At 59.1% G+C, this 22,795-nt stretch carries 18 protein-coding genes, 1 tRNA gene and 1 pseudogene; 15 read left to right on the top strand and 5 right to left on the bottom strand.

What is annotated here, in order from left to right; all coding sequences use genetic code 11:
* The 7 genes from infB to ACIF4X_RS22975 form a co-directional block, all read left to right on the top strand.
* A partial coding sequence (infB, locus tag ACIF4X_RS23005) for a translation initiation factor IF-2 (RefSeq protein ID WP_397483853.1) occupies positions 1 to 1,751 on the top strand: 1,751 nt, incomplete at its 5' end.
* A gap of 160 nt (positions 1,752 to 1,911) precedes the next feature.
* A complete protein-coding gene (gene rbfA / locus ACIF4X_RS23000) occupies positions 1,912 to 2,313 on the top strand; it encodes a 30S ribosome-binding factor RbfA (protein ID WP_007915259.1) in 402 nt (133 codons plus the stop codon).
* 4 nt (positions 2,314 to 2,317) lie between these two features.
* Positions 2,318 to 3,235, top strand: a complete 918-nt coding sequence (truB, locus tag ACIF4X_RS22995) for a tRNA pseudouridine(55) synthase TruB (RefSeq protein WP_053117035.1) — start codon at positions 2,318 to 2,320, stop codon at positions 3,233 to 3,235.
* 142 nt (positions 3,236 to 3,377) lie between these two features.
* Positions 3,378 to 3,647, top strand: coding sequence for a 30S ribosomal protein S15 (rpsO, locus tag ACIF4X_RS22990; RefSeq protein ID WP_003177875.1), 270 nt, complete (start codon positions 3,378 to 3,380; stop codon positions 3,645 to 3,647).
* A gap of 193 nt (positions 3,648 to 3,840) precedes the next feature.
* On the top strand, positions 3,841 to 5,946 hold the full coding sequence (gene pnp, locus ACIF4X_RS22985; protein ID WP_007915263.1) for a polyribonucleotide nucleotidyltransferase: 2,106 nt from the start codon (positions 3,841 to 3,843) through the stop codon (positions 5,944 to 5,946).
* Between the two features lie 129 nt (positions 5,947 to 6,075).
* Positions 6,076 to 6,151 (top strand) — tRNA-Thr (locus tag ACIF4X_RS22980).
* A 149-nt stretch (positions 6,152 to 6,300) separates the two neighbouring features.
* Positions 6,301 to 6,978, top strand: a complete 678-nt coding sequence (locus ACIF4X_RS22975; protein ID WP_397483852.1) for a hypothetical protein — start codon at positions 6,301 to 6,303, stop codon at positions 6,976 to 6,978.
* On the opposite strand, the pseudogene ACIF4X_RS22970 reads toward ACIF4X_RS22975, so the two are convergent.
* Both ACIF4X_RS22970 and ACIF4X_RS22965 read right to left on the bottom strand, forming a co-directional pair.
* Positions 6,975 to 7,568, bottom strand: a pseudogene (locus ACIF4X_RS22970) (recombinase family protein); the annotation flags it as partial. The gene ACIF4X_RS22975 and the pseudogene ACIF4X_RS22970 sit on opposite strands and share 4 nt — an antisense overlap.
* 315 nt (positions 7,569 to 7,883) lie before the next feature.
* Positions 7,884 to 8,414 (bottom strand): hypothetical protein, encoded by a 531-nt coding sequence (locus tag ACIF4X_RS22965; protein WP_397483851.1) that lies wholly within the window; start codon positions 8,412 to 8,414, stop codon positions 7,884 to 7,886.
* A 486-nt stretch (positions 8,415 to 8,900) separates the two neighbouring features.
* On the opposite strand from ACIF4X_RS22965, the gene ACIF4X_RS22960 reads away from it, so the two are divergent.
* Positions 8,901 to 9,200 carry a DUF6388 family protein gene (locus ACIF4X_RS22960; protein ID WP_159812909.1) on the top strand — a complete coding sequence of 100 codons (300 nt, stop codon included), beginning with the start codon at positions 8,901 to 8,903 and terminating at the stop codon, positions 9,198 to 9,200.
* Positions 9,201 to 9,251: 51 nt separating this feature from the next.
* Here ACIF4X_RS22960 and nadC read toward each other — a convergent pair whose 3' ends face one another.
* A complete protein-coding gene (gene nadC, locus ACIF4X_RS22955) occupies positions 9,252 to 10,100 on the bottom strand; it encodes a carboxylating nicotinate-nucleotide diphosphorylase (protein WP_397483850.1) in 849 nt (282 codons plus the stop codon).
* A 392-nt stretch (positions 10,101 to 10,492) separates the two neighbouring features.
* Here nadC and ACIF4X_RS22950 point away from each other — a divergent pair, with 392 nt between their 5' ends.
* The 5 genes from ACIF4X_RS22950 to ACIF4X_RS22930 all read left to right on the top strand — a co-directional run bounded on the left by ACIF4X_RS22950 (position 10,493) and on the right by ACIF4X_RS22930 (position 16,902).
* The gene (locus ACIF4X_RS22950; RefSeq protein WP_397483849.1) at positions 10,493 to 12,673 is read left to right on the top strand and encodes a DUF1631 domain-containing protein; all 2,181 of its coding nucleotides are present in this window, start codon (positions 10,493 to 10,495) and stop codon (positions 12,671 to 12,673) included.
* Positions 12,674 to 12,737: 64 nt separating this feature from the next.
* Positions 12,738 to 13,298, top strand: coding sequence for a 1,6-anhydro-N-acetylmuramyl-L-alanine amidase AmpD (ampD, locus tag ACIF4X_RS22945; protein WP_250607080.1), 561 nt, complete (start codon positions 12,738 to 12,740; stop codon positions 13,296 to 13,298).
* Positions 13,295 to 14,134, top strand: a complete 840-nt coding sequence (gene ampE, locus ACIF4X_RS22940) for a regulatory signaling modulator protein AmpE (RefSeq protein WP_397483848.1) — start codon at positions 13,295 to 13,297, stop codon at positions 14,132 to 14,134. Before ampD ends, ampE begins: the two co-directional genes overlap by 4 nt.
* Before the next feature lie 198 nt (positions 14,135 to 14,332).
* Positions 14,333 to 16,363 carry a methyl-accepting chemotaxis protein gene (locus tag ACIF4X_RS22935; protein WP_397483847.1) on the top strand — a complete coding sequence of 677 codons (2,031 nt, stop codon included), beginning with the start codon at positions 14,333 to 14,335 and terminating at the stop codon, positions 16,361 to 16,363.
* A 149-nt stretch (positions 16,364 to 16,512) separates the two neighbouring features.
* Positions 16,513 to 16,902, top strand: a complete 390-nt coding sequence (locus ACIF4X_RS22930; RefSeq protein ID WP_397483846.1) for a hypothetical protein — start codon at positions 16,513 to 16,515, stop codon at positions 16,900 to 16,902.
* On the opposite strand, the gene ACIF4X_RS22925 is transcribed toward ACIF4X_RS22930, so the two are convergent.
* Both ACIF4X_RS22925 and cra read right to left on the bottom strand, forming a co-directional pair.
* A complete protein-coding gene (locus ACIF4X_RS22925; protein ID WP_397483845.1) occupies positions 16,903 to 17,679 on the bottom strand; it encodes a TatD family hydrolase in 777 nt (258 codons plus the stop codon).
* 3 nt (positions 17,680 to 17,682) lie between these two features.
* A complete protein-coding gene (gene cra / locus ACIF4X_RS22920; RefSeq protein ID WP_122853483.1) occupies positions 17,683 to 18,678 on the bottom strand; it encodes a catabolite repressor/activator in 996 nt (331 codons plus the stop codon).
* Between the two features lie 307 nt (positions 18,679 to 18,985).
* Between cra and ptsP the strand changes: the two genes are divergently transcribed.
* Positions 18,986 to 21,847, top strand: coding sequence for a phosphoenolpyruvate--protein phosphotransferase (ptsP, locus tag ACIF4X_RS22915; protein WP_397483844.1), 2,862 nt, complete (start codon positions 18,986 to 18,988; stop codon positions 21,845 to 21,847).
* Complete coding sequence (gene pfkB / locus ACIF4X_RS22910; RefSeq protein ID WP_397483843.1) at positions 21,847 to 22,788, top strand: 1-phosphofructokinase; 942 nt, start codon at positions 21,847 to 21,849, stop codon at positions 22,786 to 22,788. The genes ptsP and pfkB overlap by 1 nt, the downstream gene beginning before the upstream one ends.
* The last annotated feature ends 7 nt before the right edge of the window (positions 22,789 to 22,795 follow it).

Below are 22,795 nucleotides of genomic sequence, written 5' to 3'. Positions count from 1 at the left end.
ACCGTGACGTGGTGATCGGTGAAACCATCACCGTGGCCGAGCTGGCCAACAAGATGGCGGTAAAAGGTTCTCAGGTCATCAAAGTGATGATGAAGCTGGGCGCGATGGCCACCATCAACCAGGTTATCGACCAGGAAACCGCACAGCTGGTTGCCGAAGAGATGGGCCACAAAGTTATTCTGCGTCGTGAAAACGAGCTGGAAGAAGCGCTGATGAGCGACCGTGATACGGGCGCTGCGGCTGAGCCGCGCGCGCCAGTCGTGACCGTAATGGGCCACGTTGACCACGGTAAAACGTCCCTGCTCGACTACATCCGTCGTGCCAAGGTAGCTGCTGGCGAAGCCGGCGGTATCACCCAGCACATCGGTGCATACCACGTTGAAACCGAACGCGGCATGGTCACCTTCCTCGACACCCCGGGTCACGCCGCGTTTACCGCAATGCGTGCTCGTGGTGCCAAGGCGACCGACATCGTGATCCTGGTGGTTGCAGCGGACGACGGCGTGATGCCGCAGACCATTGAAGCTGTTCAGCACGCAGTAGCGGCTGGCGTTCCACTGGTTGTTGCAGTGAACAAGATCGACAAGCCGGGCGCTGATCTCGATCGCATCCGTAGCGAACTGTCTGTTCACGGCGTGACCTCCGAAGAGTGGGGCGGTGATACGCCGTTCGTACCGGTGTCGGCGAAAGTCGGTACAGGCGTGGACGAGCTGCTTGAAGCTGTTCTGCTGCAAGCTGAAGTTCTCGAGCTGAAAGCAACTCCATCGGCTCCTGGCCGTGGCGTTGTGGTTGAGTCGCGTCTCGACAAAGGTCGTGGCCCGGTGGCAACCGTTCTGGTTCAAGACGGTACCCTGCGCCAAGGCGACATGGTCCTGGTCGGTTCGAACTATGGCCGTGTGCGTGCCATGCTCGACGAGAACGGCAAGCCAATCAAAGAAGCCGGTCCTTCCATCCCTGTCGAGATCCTCGGCCTGGACGGTACTCCGGACGCTGGCGACGAGATGAGCGTGGTTGCTGACGAGAAGAAAGCCCGTGAAGTGGCTCTGTTCCGTCAAGGCAAGTTCCGCGAAGTCAAACTGGCTCGCGCTCACGCCGGCAAGCTGGAAAACATCTTCGAAAACATGGGTCAGGCCGAGAAGAAGACGCTCAACATCGTCCTCAAATCCGACGTCCGTGGTTCGCTGGAAGCGTTGAACGGTGCCTTGAATGGCCTGGGCAACGACGAAGTACAAGTGCGCGTAGTCGGCGGCGGCGTTGGTGGTATCACCGAGTCCGACGCTAACCTGGCACTGGCTTCCAACGCTGTACTGTTCGGCTTCAACGTGCGTGCCGATGCTGGCGCGCGGAAGATCGTCGAGCAGGAAGGTCTGGATATGCGTTACTACAACGTGATCTACGACATCATCGAAGACGTCAAGAAAGCCCTGACCGGCATGCTCGGCAGCGATGTTCGCGAGAACATCCTGGGTATCGCCGAAGTGCGTGACGTGTTCCGTTCGCCGAAGTTTGGCGCGATCGCGGGCTGCATGGTGATCGAAGGTGTTGTGCACCGTAACCGTCCGATCCGTGTACTGCGTGAAGACATCGTTATCTTCGAAGGCGAGCTGGAATCCCTGCGCCGCTTCAAGGATGACGCTTCCGAAGTACGTGCCGGCATGGAATGCGGTATCGGCGTGAAGAGCTACAACGACGTCAAAGTCGGCGACAAGATCGAAGTCTTCGAGAAGGTTCAGGTTGCTCGCAGCCTCTAACTCGCGCACTTCAGGAGCCGTGATGGTCGGCCGCACTCAACAGTGTGGCGCATCACCCGGACTCTAAACGCAACGCCCGGTCTGGCTTTTGTCAGGCCGGGCGTTTGCCGCTTTCAGACCTTGCGGGTTTCGCCGCGGGGCAGTAACAGGTAACAAAATCATGGCAAAAGAATACAGCCGTACCCAACGTATCGGCGATCAGATGCAGCGCGAGCTGGCTCAACTGATCCGTCGCGAAGTCAAAGACCCGCGCGTCGGCCTGGTCACCATTACCGCAGTAGAAGTCAGCCGTGACGTCGGTCACGCGAAGATCTTCATCACCGTGATGGGCCAGGACAACGCCGAAGATATCGCGCAAAGCATCAAGGTGCTGAATGCCGCCGCAGGTTTCCTGCGTATGCAACTGGCCCGTGAAATGAAACTGCGCAGCGTGCCGCAGTTGCACTTCCACTACGACGAATCCGTCGTGCGTGGTGCGCACCTGTCGGCCCTGATCGAGCGTGCCGTGGCTGAAGACAATCAGCATCCGGTCGCTGCTGAACCTGAAGACACCAAGGAGTAACTCGGTGGCTCAGGTCAAACGTATCCGTCGTAACGTCAGTGGCATCATCCTGCTCGACAAACCGTTGGGATTCACCTCCAACGCCGCGTTGCAGAAGGTTCGCTGGCTGCTCAATGCCGAGAAGGCCGGTCACACCGGCAGCCTCGATCCATTGGCCACCGGTGTCTTGCCGTTGTGCTTTGGTGAGGCCACCAAGTTCTCGCAGTACCTGCTCGATTCCGACAAGGCCTATGAAACCCTGGCGCAGCTGGGCAAGACCACCACCACGGCGGACGCCGAAGGTGAGGTTTTGCAGGAGCGCCCGGTGACCGTTGGTCGCACCGATGTCGAAGCAGCATTGCCGAAATTTCGCGGGCAAATCAGTCAGATACCGCCGATGTACTCGGCGCTCAAGCGTGATGGCCAGCCGCTGTACAAGTTGGCGCGTGCAGGCGAAGTAGTGGAGCGCGAACCGCGTTCTGTTACTATTGCGCGCTTGGAATTACTGGCCTTCGAAGGCGATACTGCGCGTCTTGCGGTGGATTGCAGCAAGGGCACCTATATTCGCACCCTGGTCGAGGATATCGGTGAGCAACTCGGTTGTGGTGCGTACGTCGCTGAATTGCGCCGTACCCAGGCCGGGCCTTTCACCCTGGCGCAGACCGTGACCCTCGAAGAGCTTGAAGCGGTACATGCTGAAGGCGGTAACGAAGCGGTGGATCGCTTCCTGATGCCATCGGACAGCGGCCTGCAGGATTGGCCGCTGCTGCACTTCTCGGAAGCGAGCGCGTTCTACTGGCTCAACGGCCAGCCGGTGCGTGCCCCGGATGCTCCGAAGTTCGGCATGGTGCGGGTACAGGATCACAATGGTCGCTTCATCGGTATCGGTGAAGTGAGCGAAGACGGGCGCATTGCGCCACGTCGACTGATTCGGTCGGAATGACCGAAACCGGTCTGTGTCAAAGCAGGCTGGCGAGGGTGGCTGTTAACAGGCACGGTCACTACTCATTTATAGATACAGGGATCTGTCCCTGGCCTGTTGAAGCTGTTTCTTTGAAACAGTTTCCTGATAAAAGGATTGCCTCATGGCTCTCGACGTTCAAGAAAAAGCTCAAATCGTTGCTGACTACCAGCAAGCTGTTGGTGACACTGGTTCGCCAGAAGTGCAAGTTGCACTGCTGACCCACAACATCAACAAGCTGCAAGGTCACTTCAAGGCCAACGGTAAAGATCACCACTCCCGTCGTGGTCTGATCCGCATGGTAAACCAGCGTCGCAAGCTGCTGGACTACCTGAAAGGCAAGGATCTGGGTCGTTATCAGACTCTGATCGGTCGCCTGGGTCTGCGTCGCTAATCAGCGATTGCGCTATGAGGTTGGTTGTCTGTCGGACGTCTGCGGTTTACCGCTGGCGGCTTGCAGGCTCCCAGCCTCAAGTTTTATCTGGATACACGTTTTACCCTGGACAGGCGTTGGGCCGATTCCCGACATTGCCCAAGAATTCGCAAGAAACCAGTTCCCCCAAGAGCCACAAAGAAGGTAGGACACCGTGAACCCGGTAATCAAAAAATTCCAGTTCGGTCAATCGACCGTTACCCTCGAGACTGGCCGTATCGCCCGTCAGGCCTCCGGCGCAGTATTGGTCACCGTTGACGACGACGTCAGCGTATTGGTGACTGTCGTCGGCGCAAAACAAGCCGATCCGGGCAAGGGCTTCTTCCCTCTGTCCGTTCACTACCAGGAAAAGACTTACGCTGCCGGTAAGATCCCTGGCGGTTTCTTCAAGCGTGAAGGCCGTCCTTCCGAGAAAGAAACCCTGACTTCCCGACTGATCGACCGTCCGATCCGTCCGCTGTTCCCAGAAGGCTTCATGAACGAAGTGCAGGTTGTCTGCACCGTCGTTTCCACCAGCAAGAAGACCGATCCGGACATCGCTGCGATGATCGGCACTTCGGCTGCCCTGGCCATCTCGGGCATTCCGTTCGACGGCCCGATCGGCGCCGCTCGCGTAGCTTTCCACGAAAGCACCGGCTACCTGCTGAACCCGACTTACGAGCAGCAAGCTGCTTCGAGCCTGGACATGGTCGTGGCCGGTACTTCCGACGCCGTTCTGATGGTTGAGTCGGAAGCCAAAGAGCTGACCGAAGACCAGATGCTGGGCGCCGTACTGTTTGCTCACGACGAATTCCAGGTTGTGATCAACGCGGTTAAAGAACTGGCTGCCGAAGCTGCCAAGCCAACCTGGACCTGGGCTCCGGCGCCAGAAGCCACCGAGCTGCTGGGCGCGATCCGTGCCGAGTTCGGCGAAGCGATCTCCCAGGCTTACACCATCACCGTCAAGGCCGACCGTTATGCACGTCTGGGCGAGCTGAAGGATCAAGTCGTTGCCAAGCTGTCCGGTGAAGAAGGCCAGCCTTCGTCCAGCGAAGTCAAAGCCGCTTTCGGCGAAATCGAATACCGCACCGTTCGCGAAAACATCGTTAACGGCAAGCCACGTATCGACGGCCGCGACACCAAGACCGTACGTCCGCTGAACATCGAAGTCGGCGTTCTGCCGAAGACTCACGGTTCGGCGCTGTTCACCCGTGGTGAAACCCAGGCGCTGGTTGTTGCAACTCTGGGCACCGCCCGTGACGCACAGCTGCTGGACACCCTGGAAGGCGAGAAAAAAGACCCGTTCATGCTGCACTACAACTTCCCTCCGTTCTCGGTAGGCGAGTGTGGTCGCATGGGTGGTGCTGGTCGTCGTGAAATCGGTCACGGCCGTCTGGCTCGTCGCTCGGTTTCGGCCATGCTGCCAGCCGCTGACGTGTTCCCGTACACCATCCGCGTGGTTTCGGAAATCACCGAATCCAACGGTTCGAGCTCGATGGCTTCCGTTTGCGGCGCTTCCCTGGCCCTGATGGACGCTGGTGTGCCGATGAAAGCACCGGTTGCCGGTATCGCCATGGGTCTGGTTAAAGAAGGCGAGAAGTTCGCCGTTCTGACCGACATCCTTGGTGACGAAGACCACCTGGGCGACATGGACTTCAAAGTAGCCGGTACCGCCAAAGGCGTTACTGCGTTGCAGATGGACATCAAGATCAAGGGCATCACCGAAGAAATCATGGAAATCGCTCTGGGCCAAGCGCTGGAAGCGCGCCTGAACATCCTCGGTCAGATGAACCAGATCATCGGCCAGTCGCGTACCGAACTGTCGGCCAACGCTCCGACCATGATCGCGATGAAAATCGACACCGACAAAATCCGTGACGTTATCGGTAAAGGTGGCGCGACCATCCGTGCGATCTGCGAAGAAACCAAGGCGTCGATCGACATCGAAGACGACGGTTCGATCAAAATCTTCGGCGAAACCAAGGAAGCTGCTGAAGCTGCACGTCAGCGCGTTCTGGGCATCACCGCTGAAGCCGAGATCGGCAAGATCTACGTGGGTAAAGTTGAGCGCATCGTCGACTTCGGCGCATTCGTCAACATCCTGCCAGGCAAGGACGGTCTGGTGCACATCTCGATGCTGAGCGACGCTCGCGTAGAGAAAGTGACCGACATCCTGAAAGAAGGCCAGGAAGTTGAAGTACTGGTACTGGACGTGGACAACCGCGGCCGTATCAAGCTGTCGATCAAAGACGTGGCAGCTGCCAAGGCTTCGGGCGTTTAATCACCCCCAGGCTTTAGCGCAATGAAAATGCCCCTCCGTGAAAACGGCGGGGCATTTTTTTGTCTGCGAAATATCGGGACATTCTGTGAAGTTGCCGGACTTCAAGACCGGTGCTAGGTTTAGCCCACCGCCCGTGTAGCTCAGCCGGTAGAGCAGCGCACTCGTAACGCGAAGGTCGCAGGTTCGATTCCTGTCTCGGGCACCAGTAAAATAAGGGCTTCACGGCTACTGATCAGTTGTTAAGAATGCTTGTGACAGCAGGGTGACAGCGTTCCGCTCGATAACGTGGTGCGGAAAGGGCGGATTCGCAATACGCCGACTCCGATCAAGCAAGGACGAAGTAGGAGCCAGGTCATGGCGAGTTACCCGCAGCGAGTCTGGGAAAACATCATTCCGCTGTCTGTAGGCAAGACGCTGCCAGAGGCCTTCGAGGAGTGGTCTTTTAAGGACGTGGTGAGGGATCACGAGCATCCGACTGAGACGTGTGAGCTTTGTGATCAGGAGTCGCTACGCTATCAGTTTGAGATTCGAAACGCGCTCACAGGCCACGCGCTTTGGGTGGGTTCTCAGTGCATCCTCAGATTCGGTGTTTCGGTATTTGAAGCGGGCCGAAAACTCTCCACAAAGGACACGCAGAAAAAGCTGGATCGGTTGACGCAGAAGATGCGCGACGATGCTTGCTTGCGATCGCTGCAGAAGCTCGCCGACGCGGAGGGCGGCTCAATACTCGCTAATGCACTTCGCTACTATCAAGGTTATGGGTACCTTTCTCCGAAATTCGCCTTCGTGGTTCTGTGGAGGCTGAAGGAGAACAACGTCGACCATAGCCCTTCTTTTTTCAAGGTTGCCCTTCGGCGTGATCAGCATAAAAAGGACCTGCGGAAGATGAAGCTATCGAGCGTTCATATGATCTGGCCGGCGCTGTCTTCTTCTCAACGCGAACTGGCAATAAGGCTTGGGCATCGCCCGCCGCCACCGCCCTTACCGTCACCGCCATCGTTTCCAAATCTTCCACCCTTACCGCTTTCTTAAGGGTTACTGTGGCCCCGGTCGCTGATCTTCAGAATCGTCGTGGTTGAGCATGAGGCTTGTCGAGCCGCGCGCGCACTCCAAGACCTGCCGCCAGTAACTCCTTTACGCGCTTGTGCAGATCTTCATGTATCGGCCGACCCTGGTACTTGCCGGCGGCCCTAGCCTTTGCGATGTCCTGCGCCTGGGGCTCGCGGCGCTGCTCGTAATCCTTGCGTGCGATCGCGGCCATCATTTCCACCCTCATGGAATTGATCGCGCCCAGCATCGGGCCGGTGAATTCGTCTCCCTTTGTGTCCTGCATTCCTTGATGGCTTGTCGGCAGGTCGAGCGCAACGATGCGCAGGCCTTTGGAGTCGATCGCCGGGTTCCACGGGAAGGCGCGAGAGGCGGTCTATCGACTCCACCAGCAAGACGTCACCCTTGCGCGCGTGTTTGAGCAGGCGCAGCAGCTCAGGCCGGTCTGTCGAGGCGCCGCTGACGTTCTCCAGGTACACGCTCGCGATCACCTTGTTGTGGTCGGTGGCGAATTGCTCGAGCGATGCCCGGGCGCGGCCAGTGTCCTGCTCTTCGCTCGATGCTCGGAGGTATGAGCTGTCGGTAACAGTTAAGGTGGTCTACTAATACTGTTGCGCTATGAGTGTCACTCATAAAGCGGAATGCACGAATAAACCCAAATTTGCGCGTATCAGCTCAGGCATAACTGAGAAATCGGGCTGTTGGGGGCGGGGTGAGTTGAGTATAGGAAAGGAGGCGGCATTCGTAGCCACCCCCTTTTAAAGGTTTTAACGTGGCCGTCTTGGGGGCTCCGGCGGACGCGGCTGGCTTGGACGAGGCTTGTCGTCTCGCACAAATCGCATTGGTGGGGGCGGCGGCGGTGGCGGCTTCTGCGTGGTCATTTCGATCACCTATGGGTGGTGGTAAACATAAAACGGTATGAAAGATAGCAGTGCGAATAAGATTGTCGCTGCCATGAACGTCGACACCTCATTCAAGTACGCCAAGCGTCGATCATTGTTCAGCGTATTCGTAGTTGCTCCGGTGACATATTGATTGTAAATGAATATAGACATCTGTTTTTCTGTCTCTTCCACTCCGTCTTCGAACTCTGCGTAGAGCTTGAGCATCTCGCCTCTATACGCTTCAATCTCTTCCAGCGTGGATAGGGTTTTGTCGAATACTCGGAGATTCCAGGCTTTCCAAAAATTCCATACGCCTACGGCTAGGCATATGCAGGCGTACCAATAGAAAATCCAAAAAAACACAGCAACGCCGCCGGTAGACGTTATGGGGGCCTTGTCGAGCATGTAGGAAAAAAAGCTAAGCAGTGCGACCAATATCGCAAGAGGAAGGCTCAGCCGCGCAATGAGTTTTTCTTTCCTTTCCAGCTCGTAGTAGTAAACCTTTTCAGCGAAACCGAATCGCTCCTTGTCATCCATTTGGCCAGAGTCCATTTTAATTTTTGAATGATTACATAGAGATGCCCGAGAGAACCTAGCTGGGGATCCTGGTTGTCATACCGGAACGTCCGTGACAGGTGGCAGCAAAAACGACTATACGGTTCTGTTTTGGCGGACTCAACCTGACTTGATTGCTAAATATGCTGGGCCTGCCCCGTACTCAATGAATAAAAAACACACTCGTAACGCGAAGGTCGCAGGTTCGATTCCTGTCTCGGGCACCACCGTTTTCCTCACTCCCGCTCATTGCCATGCGGATTTATGTTCCGCAGGTCAGCTTTTTGTGGGAGAGATGTAAAGAGCCGTGTAATTCGTCATGCAAACGTCCTATATTCGGTGCCTGCATGAGCATCGCTTAGCAGTTTTCAGATGATCCCGAATGGTTCCGAAGGCCGGACAATCCGCGTCAGAGAGATCCTTGATGATCCAGATCCATCCTCCATTCTTACGATCAGCGAGAACGCCATGACCGAATTAACTCAAGAGCAACGTCACGAACAAGCGCTGGAAAAGTACAAACTCGACGCGCCGCAGCTGCTGGAAGAGATCAAGGACCTAAGTCCCGATGATCAGAAAGATCAGATTCAGTGGGCCTTCGAAGACGAGGCTGAAGCCCAGGGCCTGCAGCCGTGGGAGCTGACGCTCAAGTACACGAGCACGCCGGAGGAGTTCGAGGCGCAGCGCCTTGTGCTGCACAAAGAGGCGGCTGAAGTGCTGGGTGTCGATTGGGAAGAGTACTGCGAGATGAACAATCTGGTGGTCTGAAACAAAAACGCCAGCCTCAACCGGGCTGGCGTTTTTTATTGCGCGAAGTCTTCAGAGGCTGAGGCGCATCGACAGATCCACCGCTTTCACATCCTTGGTCATCGCACCAATCGAGATGTAATCCACGCCGGTTTCGGCGATCGGCAGCAGCGTGCTTTCGTTGATACCGCCGCTCGCTTCCAGCTTCGCCTTGCCGCCGTTCAGGCGTACGGCCTCGCGCATGTCGTCCAGGCTCAACTCATCAAGCATGATGATATCGGCCCCAGCGGCCAGTGCTTCCTTCAACTCGCCCAGACTCTCCACTTCGACTTCCACCGGTTTGCCCGGCGCGATCTTGTGCGCGGCGGCAATGGCTTGTGGAATGCCACCGCTGGCAGCGATGTGGTTTTCCTTGATCAGGAACGCGTCGTATAGGCCGATGCGATGGTTGTGGCAGCCGCCGCAGGTCACCGCATATTTCTGCGCCAGACGCAGGCCTGGCAGGGTTTTGCGGGTATCGAGCAACTTGACCTGAGTGGCGCCGACGAAATCCGCCAGGTACTGCGCGCGCGTCGCCACACCGGACAACAGTTGCAGGAAGTTCAGCGCACTGCGTTCTCCCGTCAACAGCGATCGTGCCGGGCCTTCCAGATGAAACAGCGGCTGATTGGGCTTGACCCGTTCGCCATCGATCACTTGCCAGTGCACCGCTACGCGCGGGTCCAGCTGACGAAACACCGCATCGACCCAAGCGGTGCCGCAGATGACAGCTGCGTCGCGCGTGATGATGGTGGCTTTGGCCAGACGCTCGGCCGGGATCAGTTGCGCGGTAATGTCGCCGCTGCCGATGTCTTCGAGCAACGCACGGCGCACGTTGGCTTCGATTTCGGCGGTCAAATCGGCGAGACGTAGATTCGGCATAACGGGCTCCACAAACAAAGTGGTTCGATTATAGGGGCATGGCACGAGCCAACCCAAGGCGAGAACGCGCGCGCTTGCCTGCATCCGGTCGATTTTCTTTGAGCAAACGCCGTTGACGTGTGGTCACTGAGAGGGGGCCAGGCATAGGGGAAACCCTGACGGCTATGGCGTCGGGTGCAAGTTATGAAAGATAATCCGCCTTGCATTTGACGTCATAGCTTTGACGTGTGGTGCGGCCAAAGTTGTTGAGACCTGTGGGAGCGAACTTGCTCGCGAAAGCGCAGTGTCAGTCACAACAATGTCACTGACAGATCGCCTTCGCGAGCAAGCTCGCTCTCACAGGAGGCTTATGTTGAAAGTGACCGAACGAATCACCGTTTCAGGAGGCTTGGATGCACAACGACGGGAAAGTAGTGCCTTTGCACAAGGGCACTATCGAACAGGCGAATCATTCGCCGCTCGCCCGCCTGCCTGTGATTCTGCTTCAGGTTCGCGACAAGGCTGCCCAGCAACTGCGCCACGGTTTGCAGGAGCTGTTTGATAACGCCGACGACACGCTGTTTGAAATGGCCGACCGGGCGCGCAACGACGTCGAACAGAACATCTTCTTCGAAGCCATGCGTGACTTGCGTCTGAAGCGCAAAAACATCGAACGCGGTTTTCTTGAGCAATTCTTCGAAGCCTTCGTTGGCCTGACCCAATACGACCCCACGCACAACACGCTACCGCATGCCCTGTTATACGACGAGCTGGCACCGCGCAGCGATGACATGGAGCGCAGTGTGGCGGTCGAGACTATGGTCGGTCGCGTACTCAAGCGTGACGGCTTCGCGCTCCATCAACTGACCGCGCGGCTTAACGCGCTGCTCGGCAACACCCTCGACGACCAACACAACCCGCTCGGCCCGGCGATGCTTTGCGAGTTTTTCCTCCAGGCCGGGCGTAACCTGGGCGTGGAGATCAAGGTCAAGCTGATCCTGCTCAAACTGTTCGAGCGTTATGTCTTGGCCGACGCCGAACAGCTTTATGCCGAAGCCAATCAGTTGCTGCTCGCCACCGGTGTGTTGCCCGAGTTGAAGCCCGCTCCGGCGCGCCGTGCGATTGATCGTGCGATCGCCAATGTGAACAGCGAAGACAGTGACGACACGCCGCCCGTCGACGAAGGCGTGCAGGAGGTCTTCGCCGCGTTGCAACAATTGCTCGCGCAGGTGCGTGGCAGTGTCGCGCCGACTTTGGAGTCCAGCGTTGCGGCGCAACCGATTTCCACCCGCGACCTGCTGCGCCTGCTTTCGCACTTGCAACAATACGTGCCGGCACTGGCGGCGCAGGACGACTTCGATCTGCGCAATCAGCTCGAACAGTTGCTGACTCGGGTCAGCGTCAGAAGCGGCAAGTCGCGGATCGTGGGCGATGCGGACGAAGACGTGATCAACCTGATTGCCATGGTCTTCGACTGCATTCTTGAAGACCGCAATGTGCCGGATTCGCTCAAGGCTTTGATCGCCCGGTTGCAGATTCCGATGCTCAAGGTCGCGGTGCTCGACAAGAGTTTCTTCAGCCGCAGCACCCATCCGGCGCGGCGTCTGCTCAACGAAATTGCCGAGGCGGCCATGGGCTGGGGCGACTGCGACGGTGAGGCGCGCGACAACTTGTACCTGCGCATCGAACAGGTGGTGCAGCGCCTGCTGACCGATTTTGTCGACGATCCGGCGATTTTTTCCGAGTTGCTGGCTGATTTCCTCGCGTTCACCAGCGACGAGCGTCGCCGCAGCGAGTTGCTTGAACAGCGCCTGCGTGACGCCGAAGAAGGGCGAGCAAAAACCGAACTGGCCCGGCGTCGGGTCGAACGGGCATTGAATCAGGCACTGCTGGGCAAGACACTGCCGCCGTCCGTTGTCACCTTCGTACAGGACGCCTGGAGCAAAGTATTGCTGCTGACGTGCCTCAAACATGGTGATCAGTCAGCCGAATGGCAGGCCGATGTGCAGACCATGGAGCAATTGATCTGGAGTGTGCAGCGTCATGAAGACGCTGAATCCAGCCTGCGCTTGTTGGCACTTGTGCCGGGGTTGCTCAAGTCGCTGCGTGATGGTCTGAGCAGTTCGGCGTTTGACCCCTTCGCCACCAGCGAGTTTTTCAGTGAACTGGAAGTCCTGCATGTACGTGTGCTGGAGCGTTCCGGCGAATCGGATCAGGGCACGCCTATGATCGAAGTGTCGCAGCAGATCGTGCTGCACACCGTCGATGAGGGCGTTATGGCGATGACATCGGTACGCTTGCCCCACGACGCCGCCGGTCTGCGTCAGGTCGAGCAACTGCGTCTGGGCAGTTGGGTGACGTTTCAGGAAGACGATGAACACAGTCTGCGCTGCAAGCTGGCGGCTATCATCGAAGCCACCGGCAAGTATGTATTTGTCGATCGCACCGGCATGAAGGTGCTGGAGCGCAGCCGCATTGTGCTGGCCGTGGAATTCGAGCGCGGCGTGGTGCGTGCGCTGGACGACACTTTGCTGTTCGACCGCGCGCTGGAGTCGGTGCTCGGCAACCTGCGGCGACTCAATCGCGGCAAGTGATCGCGCGCCGGGGGCCGATCACGGCATACTGGGCGCCAACACAGTCGGCGTTGAAGGAATCGGTATGCAGTTGGATCCCGCTAGCGGGTGGTGTCACGGGGTGCAGGTCTGCCCATCGCCCAACTTCAATGAACGCCCTGCGGGCGAAGTTTCCCTGTTGGTCATCCACAACATCAGCCTGCCACCGGCGCAGTTCGCCACCGGCAAGGTGCAGGAATTTTTCCAGAATCGTCTTGATGTCACCGAACATCCCTACTTTGCAGGGATCGCTGACCTGCGCGTCTCGGCGCATTTTCTGATTGAACGTGACGGCAAGGTCACCCAGTTTGTCTCCTGTCTTGAGCGGGCGTGGCATGCGGGTGTATCGGTGTTCGAAGGGCGTGAAACCTGTAACGATTTTTCCGTGGGCATCGAGCTCGAAGGCACCGATGATCTACCGTTCACCGACGCGCAGTATCAGGCGTTGACGGCGTTGACCCGCCAGTTGCAAAGCGCATTTCCGGCCATCACCGGCGCCCGTATTTGTGGGCACAGCGACATAGCACCCGGGCGTAAGACCGATCCTGGCCCGGCATTCGACTGGGCGCGTTACCGCGCAGCCCTGGCACAAGAGGAAGGACAATGAGTTTTCTGGTGTTACTGCTGGCGCTGTGGATCGAGAAGTTTTCGGCCCTGCGTCATCGGGTTCAACGCGATGGCGGATGGATCCGCGAACTGAACAAGCTCGAAAGCAGCGCGCGGATGGCCAAACAGCCCTGGCTGGTGCTGACGATTCTGGTGCTGTTTCCGGTGGCCTTGCTGGCGCTGTTGCTGGTGGTGCTGGAACCGGTGGCCTACGGTCTGCTGGCGTTGCCGGTGCATTTGCTGGTGGTGATTTACAGCCTGGGGCGCGGCGACTTGCTTGGCGGTCTCGGGCCGTTTCGCGATGCCTGGCGCCGTGAGGATCTGCAAGCAGCGGCCCATGTCGCCAAGCGCGATTTGAACATTTGCGCCGACAGCGGCGAGCAGTTGCTTGAAAGCGTGCAGGGGCATCTGCTGTGGCAGGCCTATCAGAGCTTTTTTGCGGTGATCTTCTGGTATTTCGTGCTCGGCCCGGTGGCAGCATTGGCGTATCGCCTGTTGGCGCTGGCGCAGGAACACGGCCAGAACCCGGCACTGGTCGAGCGCGCCGCGCAACTGCGGCATGCCTTTGACTGGCTGCCGGTACGCTTGCTGGCCGCGAGTCTGGCGCTGGTCGGCAACTTTGTCGCGGTCAGCCGGGTGATGCTGCATGAATTGCTCAACTGGAACATCAGCGCTGCGCAACTGATTAATCGGGTCGGTTTGGCGGCGGGCGAGATTCCACCTCCCGTGGTCGGGCCGGACGGCATCAACACCCTCGATTGCCTGTGGGAACTGCTGCTGCGTGCGGCGGTGCTGTGGTATGCCGGGTTTGCCTTGTGGACGGTTCTGATTCACTGATTCAAAGAAAGATCAAAAGATCGCAGCCTGCGGCACCTCCTACAGGGAGATGTGTGTTTCGCGGGCTGCGATGTCGTTAACCTTAAGTTACAAAACCTCCCTTCGATTTGAGCTATACAGAGATGGCGCTCGATAGTGGCTATCTGCTGTCGCCCCGCGCCTGCCAATAAAAACAAGAAAAACCAAGGGAGACTTCCAGTGAAGAGCTTGCTCTATCCCGCTGTCTCGCTGATGAACCGTCTGAGCTTCGGCATGAAGTTCAGCCTGATCAGCGTACTGTTCCTGGTGCCGATGCTGGTGACCAATTTCTATCTGGTGCGCGATTCGTACCGCGAATTCCAGGGCACTCGGGTCGAGCTGCAAAGCCTTGACCTGCTGGGCAGTAGCCTGGCCCTGCGCCGGGATCTGGAAACCCTCAACAATCTGGTGCAGGTCAACGTCACCCTCGGCCAGTCCGGCAAGGCCGGCAATGTCGAGGCGCAGATCACCACGCTCGAACAAGCGGTTCTGGCGCGCCTGCAAGGTCTGGCTGCAATGACCGACGATCCCGAGCAGATCAAGGTATTCGATGGCAAACGCGATGAAATGATCGCCGCGTTCAAGGCCCAGCAAGTGGAAAACTCGCTGCAAAGCAAAAGCGCCTTGATCGGTAAATTGCTGGCCAGTGCACAGATTTTCAGCCAGATCATCACCAGTCAGGCCGGTTTGAGCCGCGACAACCAGAGCGATATCCGCCAGCTCAGCGAACTGGTCACCCTGATCACGCCGACCGTCACGCAAACCCTCGGCGAAGGTCGGGCGATGGGCTCGTATTCATTGGGTCAGGGTTTTCTCAACAGTGCATCGAGTACCCGTTTCGATGAGCTGTTGGTGCAGCTCGAAAAACTCCAGGCCGAGTACGCTCTGAAACTGCAGGACGCCCTCGGCTCCAGTAAAGCCGCGCGGGAAAACCTCAACGCGGCGGCCGACAGCAGCAAGGCCTCGCTGAAACAGGCCAGCGAACTGTTCGAAGAGCAGGTCGTCATGGCCGACACCCTTGATGCACCGTGGCAGGCGTTTTACGATCAGGTCACCGCACTGATCGACCGGACTTACCAGCTCAACGAAGCCACGTTGAAATTCCTCGACACCCAATTGCAGCAACGTCTGGCGCAAAACCGCACGCACATGGTCTTGCAGGCGGTGGCGCTGTCGGTGGTGTTTGTGCTGATTTTCTATCTCTACGGCGGTTTTTACGCCTCGACCCGCACCACGCTTAAACGCCTTGGGGCAATGATGGACAAGGTCGCGGCCGGCGACATGACGGTCAACTTCAAGGCCAACAGCCGCGATGAATTGGGTGAGTTGGGTGAGGTGTTTAATGGCACGGTAAAAAAGATTCACGACTTGATTGAACGGGTGGGGCAGACCGTCGGCGAGGTCGAGCGCCAGGCCGGGCAAGTTGAAAACGTCTCGGCGCAAAGCAACCAGGCGGTCGCCGGACAGCGTACGCAGATTGAGCAAGTGGCGACGGCGATGAACCAGATGTCGGCAACCTCACTGGAGGTAGCGCGCAGTGCCGCCGCAGCGGTGAGCAGTGCCCACAGCGTCAATGATGAGACCATCAGTGGTCGTGGCCTGGTCGAATCGCAGCAGGGCAGCATTGCCGCGCTGGCCAGCGAGATCGACCAGTCGGTGCTGGTGATCAACCAGTTGGCCAGTGACAGCCAGTCGATCAGCCGGGTACTGGAAGTGATCAAAAGCATCGCCGAACAAACCAACCTGCTGGCGCTTAATGCCGCGATCGAAGCGGCTCGCGCTGGCGAGCAGGGCCGCGGTTTTGCGGTGGTCGCCGACGAAGTGCGCACGCTGGCCAAACGCACCCAGCAATCAACTGAAGAAATCGAACACATGATCGCCAAGCTGCACGGCGGCGTCGGGGCGGCGGTGAAGGCTATGGGCGTCAGCCATCAGATGGCCAATGGCACGGTCGGGCAGTCGGAAAAGGTCCAGCAGGCGCTGGAAAATATCCTCGGAGCGGTCGGCATGATCGTCGATCAGAACCAGCAGATCGCTGCGGCGGTTGAACAGCAAACGGCGGTGGCCCATGACATCGATCAGAACATCGTCGAGATCAACCGCGCCGGCGAACGTACGGCGCACGGTGCGCATCAGACCGAAGATGCCAGCCGGGCGCTGTCAGCCCAGGTCGTTGAACTCAAACAACTGATCAGCGCCTTCCGCGTCTGACTCCTACAGTGGTCCGCGTTTTATCAGAATTTTTTGTAGTACTTTTTCACTTCGGCCCGTAAGCCCAATCCTGTTTCTCTCCAGGCTCTGGCATTTCCCCATTAATGAGCCAGTATCCATGCTCATCGTTCGCGTAGAGGAGGCCGCTCATGTCTGCCGCAACTCTGGGAGTTCAGGGCCGTTGTGCTCATTGCCGGACCACGCAGCTGCTCAAACCGTGGCAACTCAATGCCATCTCGATCAATGAACCGTTCACCTGCGAACATTGCCAGCAAGCGCTGGAGCTGCGTTGCCCGCAACAGATCAGACGCTTCAAGTCCCTCGATTCACTGGCGCTGCTGCGTTTCAGCGCTTCGGTGACGGTGTGCACCGCGCTGCTGGTGGCGTTGGTGATGGAATGGGTGGGCCTGCTTAGCGTCACCGAACAACTGAACGCTTCACTGATCACCATCTTCGTGTACTTCGTGGTCGTCCGTTACGCGCGTCAGCGTCAACACCTGACGCTGATTCTGGAGGCCGCCAAGGCGCACGCCGACTGATTACCAGCCGAATATCTCGCAGCTGTTGGCGGTACTGGCCGTGGCCAATTGTTGTGGACGGATATTCATCAAACCGGCCAACGCCTCACAAATCGCCGGCAAGTGCGCCGGACTGTTGCGCTGACCGGGAAACATGACAGGTGCCATGTCCGGCGAATCGGTTTCCAGCACAATCGACTCTAGCGGTAGTTCCGCCAATACCCGATGCATGCGCAACGCTTGCGGCCAGGTCGGTGCGCCGCCCAGGCCCAGTTTGAAACCCAGTTTGATGTACTCCCGCGCTTCTTCACGGCTGCCGGCAAAGGCGTGGATGATCCCCGCGCGTTTGAGCTTGAAGCGCTTGAGCGTCGCGATCACCGCCGCATGACTGCGGCGAGCGTGGATTAATGCCGGTAATTCGAAGTCAGCCGCCAATTGCAGCTGCGCGTCGAACAGCGCCTGCTGCCGCTCGCGGTCGAGTGATTCAATGAAGTAATCCAGACCGATCTCGCCCACCGCACACAACTGCCGATGACCACGCAGCCGGGTCAGCCAGTCACCCAAAGCCGACAAATCTTCGGGGCGATGCTGATCGAGATACACCGGATGCAGGCCGAATGCCGCGTACAAATCGACATCGCTCTGCACCAGATCCCACACCCGCTGCCAATTGCCCTCATGGACACCCAACACCACCATCCGCCGCACCCCGAGGGCGCGGCATTCGGCGAGCAACGCCGGGCGGTCGGCGTCGAAGTCGGGGAAGTCGAGGTGGGTGTGGCTGTCGATCAGCTCCACGGTTCAGTCCCGGTGAATACGCTGCTTGAAGGTCCGGGCAATGGCCTGCACGCCGGGCTTGTATTCCGACTGCTCGACCGCCGCCAGCGCCAGTTCCAGCGCCTTGTCGGCGATCAACTGGTGCTGCTGGGCCATGGCGTTGACCGGCAGTGGCAGAAAATCCAGCAATTGCGTATCGCCGAAGGTGCCGAGGCGCAGCGGGCGAGATTTCAGCGGAAAGTCATGCAGCGCATCGAATACGCCCTGCAACAGCACGTAGGAAGTGGTCACCAACGCATCAGGCAAATGCCCCAGACGTTGCAGGAGTTCTTCCATCAATTGCTTGCCGCATTCGCGGCTGAAGGACTCGGCGTGTTCGACCAGCACTTCGCCTTTGAAATCGACCAGTGCCTGTTTGAAACCGGCGGCACGTTCCTGACTGATGCTCAATTCCGGGCGCGCACCGAGCAGGACGATCTGCTTGGGTTGCGGATCGAGCAGACTCTGGGTCAGGTGCAGGCTGGCTTCGCGGTCGTCACTGATCACCGAGCAAAAATGCTCCGGCTCCATGACCCGGTCGATGGCAATGATCGGCAGACCTTTGGCCTGCAACTGCCGATAGCTGTCATCGCCGGCCGGCAGGCAACTGGCGACGATCAGCGCATCACAGCGACGCGCGCGGAACAATTGCAGCAGTTGCCGCTCGCTGTCTGGCGCATCGTCGGAGCTGGCGATCAGCAACTGATAACCGCGTGCCCGCGCACCTTGCTCGAGCAGCTTGGCGATCCGCGCGTAACTGGGGTTTTCCAGATCCGGCAGAATAAAGCCCAGCGTGCGCGTGTGCCGACTGCGCAGCCCGGCCGCTTGAGGGTTTGGCGTGAAGCCGTGCAGGTCGACCACCGCTCGCACCCGCTCGACGGTCGCGGTGCTGATGCGTTGCTGTTCGGCCTTGCCGTTGATGACGTAGCTGGCGGTGGTCACGGACACTCCGGCCAACCGCGCGATATCACTGAGTTTCAACCCGGTATTTCCTTGTTTTTTCGAGCTTGCCGCCACATTTTCGCCAATCCTACCCGATTAGGGCAGGCGACTATTGTCGCAGCGCATCCGACAAGTTGGACTTCAAGGATGGGACATTATCGAGTAACGTGCCGATCAATCTAGATTAAACGTTTCAGCAAGCGTATTTTCTACGTTTTAGACGCCTTTGGCCGGTACTGCCGTGAAACCGCCAAAACTGCCGCCGAAAAGCAAAGCGGCAGAGCGCCTAAGCTGCAACCATCCAAAACAATACCTGGCACTCATAAAGCGCCAAAAAGGAGATCGCATGCTCGAGCTCACTATAGAGCAGATATCCATGGGCCAATCGGCTGTGGATAAACCCGCTGCCCTGCAACTGCTCGCCAATCACCTGGTGGCCGATGGTCTGGTTGCCGACGGTTACCTCGCTGGATTGCAGGCACGGGAAGCCCAGGGCTCGACCTTTCTCGGTCAAGGTATTGCCATTCCCCACGGCACTCCGGAAACCCGCGATCAGGTATTCGCCACCGGCGTGCGTCTGATGCAGTTCCCGGAAGGCGTGGATTGGGGCGATGGCCAGATCGTTTATCTGGCGATCGGTATCGCCGCCAAATCCGACGAACACCTGCGCCTGTTGCAACTGCTGACCCGTGCCCTCGGCGAGACCGATCTGGGCCAGGCCCTGCGTCGCGCCAGCTCCCCCGAAGCGCTGCTGAAACTGCTGCAAGGCGCGCCGCAAGAGTTGGCACTCGATGCGCAGATGATTGGCCTCGGTGTATCGGCCGATGATTTCGAAGAGCTGGTCTGGCGAGGCGCGCGTCTGCTGCGTCAGGCCGATTGTGTGAGCAACGGTTTCTCGGCGGTGCTGCAACAGGTCGAAGCGCTGCCGCTGGGCGACGGGTTGTGGTGGTTGCACAGCGAACAAACGGTGAAGCGTCCAGGCCTGGCGTTCGTCACACCGGACAAACCGATGCGCTACCTCGGCCAGCCGCTCAGCGGTCTGTTCTGCCTGGCCAGTCTTGGCGAAGCGCATCAAGCGTTGCTTGAACGCCTGTGTGCGTTGCTGATCGAAGGTCGTGGCCATGAACTGGGCCGCGCTACCAGCAGTCGCAAAGTTCTCGAAGTGCTCGGCGGTGAATTGCCCGCCGATTGGCCGAGCGCTCGCATTGCGCTGGCCAACGCCCACGGCTTGCACGCGCGGCCAGCGAAGATCCTCGCGCAGTTGGCGAAGAGTTTTGATGGCGAAATTCGCGTGCGCATCGTTGACGGTCAGGACAGCGCCGTGTCGGTTAAAAGTCTGAGCAAACTGCTCAGCCTCGGTGCTCGTCGTGGTCAAGTGCTTGAGCTGATCGCTGAACCGAGCATCGCCGCCGATGCCTTGCCCGCACTACTCGCCGCCATCGAAGAAGGCCTCGGCGAAGAAGTCGAGCCGTTGCCCGCCGTGAGCCAGCAGCGCGAAATCATCGCCGACATCGCTGAAGTGGTCGTCGCCCCGGCCTCAGGCGCCCAGTTGCAAGCGATCCCCGCGGCTCCGGGCATTGCCATTGGGCCTGCGCATATTCAGGTGCAACAAACCATTGATTACCCGTTGCGGGGCGAGTCCGCCGCCGTTGAACGCGAACGTCTCAAGCAAGCGCTCAGCGACGTGCGCAGCGACATCCAGGGCCTGATTGAGCGCAGTAAAGCCAAAGCCATCCGCGAGATCTTCATCACCCATCAGGAAATGCTCGACGACCCGGAACTCACCGACGAAGTCGACACCCGCCTCAAACAAGGCGAAAGCGCCGAAGCGGCGTGGATGGCGGTGATCGAAGCGGCGGCCAAACAACAGGAATCGCTACAAGACGCGTTGCTCGCCGAACGCGCGGCGGACCTGCGTGACGTTGGGCGTCGCGTGCTGGCGCAACTGTGTGGCGTGCAAACCCCGAGCGAGCCTGAGCAACCGTACATTCTGGTGATGGACGAGGTCGGCCCGTCCGACGTCGCGCGTCTGGACCCGGCGCGTGTCGCGGGGATTCTCACCGCACGCGGTGGCGCCACCGCGCACAGTGCAATCGTCGCGCGTGCCCTTGGCATCCCGGCGCTGGTTGGCGCTGGCGCAGCGGTGCTGCTGCTAAAACCGGGCACGCCGTTATTGCTCGACGGTCAACGCGGTCGCCTGCACGTCGACGCCGATGCTGCGACCCTGCAACGTGCAACCGAAGAACGCGACACCCGCGAGCAACGCCTGAAGATTGCCGCTGAGCAACGTCATCAACCGGCACACACCACCGACGGCCACGCCGTTGAAGTGTTCGCCAACATCGGCGAAAGCGCTGGCGTGATCAGCGCGGTGGAGCAGGGCGCCGAAGGCATCGGTCTGCTGCGCACCGAACTGATTTTCATGGCCCATCCGCAAGCGCCGGACGAGGCGACGCAGGAAGCCGAATACCGCCGCGTTCTCGATGGCCTCGCCGGGCGTCCGCTGGTGGTCCGCACCCTTGACGTCGGCGGCGACAAACCGCTGCCGTATTGGCCGATCGCCAAGGAAGAAAACCCGTTCCTCGGCGTGCGTGGCATTCGCTTGACCTTGCAGCGCCCACAGATCATGGAAGCGCAATTGCGCGCGTTGCTGCGTTCGGCGGATAACCGTCCGTTGCGGATCATGTTCCCGATGGTCGGCAGCGTCGAAGAGTGGCGTCAGGCCCGCGACATGACCGAACGTCTACGGCTGGAAATCCCGGTCGCCGATCTGCAACTGGGGATCATGATCGAAGTGCCGTCCGCCGCGTTACTCGCGCCGGTATTGGCCAAGGAAGTCGACTTCTTCAGCGTCGGCACCAACGACCTGACCCAATACACCCTGGCCATCGACCGTGGTCACCCGACCCTGTCGGCGCAGGCTGATGGCTTGCACCCGGCGGTGCTGCAACTGATCGACATCACCGTGCGCGCCGCGCATGCCCATGGCAAATGGGTCGGCGTCTGCGGTGAGCTGGCGGCGGATCCGCTGGCGGTGCCGGTGCTGGTTGGCCTCGGGGTCGATGAGCTCAGCGTGTCCGGGCGCAGCATTGCTGAAGTCAAGGCACGCATCCGCGAACTCAGCCTGACTCAGGCGCAAACCCTTGCTCAACATGCCCTGGCCGTGGGCAGCGCGAACGAAGTGCGCGCATTAGTGGAGGCCCTGTAATGGCCAAGATTCTTACCCTGACCCTCAACCCGGCGCTCGACCTCACTGTCGAGCTGCCACGTCTGGAAGCCGGTCAGGTCAATCGCAGCGACGAGATGCATACCCATGCCGCCGGCAAAGGCGTGAACGTCGCGCAAGTGCTGGCCGACCTTGGTCATCAATTGACGGTCAGCGGCTTTCTCGGCGAAGACAATCTGCAAGCGTTCGAAACCCTGTTCGCCAAGCGCGGTTTCATCGACGCGTTTATCCGTGTGCCTGGCGAGACGCGCAGCAACATCAAAGTGGCTGAGCAAAGTGGCCGCATCACCGACATCAACGGCCCGGGGCCGGTGGTCGATGCCGCCGCGCAGCAGGCGTTGCTGGAGCGTCTGGTGCAGATTGCGCCGGGTCATGACGCCGTGGTGGTTGCCGGCAGTTTGCCGCGTGGTGTGACCGCGCAGTGGTTGCGTGAATTGATCGAAATGCTCAATCAACTTGGCCTGAAAGTCGCTCTCGACAGCAGCGGCGCAGCATTGCGCGAAGCTTTGAAAGCCAGTCCATGGCTGATTAAACCGAACACTGAAGAACTCGCCGACGCGCTCGGTTGCGAAGTGGTTTCTCACGCGGCGGAAGCGCAAGCAGCGGCGAGTTTGCATGCCCAAGGTATCGAGCACGTGGTGATTTCTCACGGTGCTGATGGCGTGAACTGGTTCAGCGTCGGTTCGGCACTGCACGCCACGCCACCGAAGGTCAGCGTCGCCAGCACCGTCGGTGCCGGTGATTCGTTGCTGGCCGGCATGCTCCACGGTTTGCTCAGTGCCGACACGCCTGAACAAACCCTGCGCACCGCCACCGCGATTGCCGCGATGGCGGTGACCCAGATCGGTTTCGGCATCAACGACACCGCGCAACTGGCGCAGCTCGAACAGGGCGTGCGCGTTCGCCCCCTGACAGAACAATAAGAGGGTT

Source organism: Pseudomonas sp. NPDC085632 (assembly GCF_044541255.1).
In the GTDB taxonomy this organism is placed as follows: Bacteria; Pseudomonadota; Gammaproteobacteria; order Pseudomonadales; family Pseudomonadaceae; genus Aquipseudomonas.
Note: the sequence above shows the minus strand (reverse complement) of the source record. Positions and strands in the feature narration are given on the sequence as shown.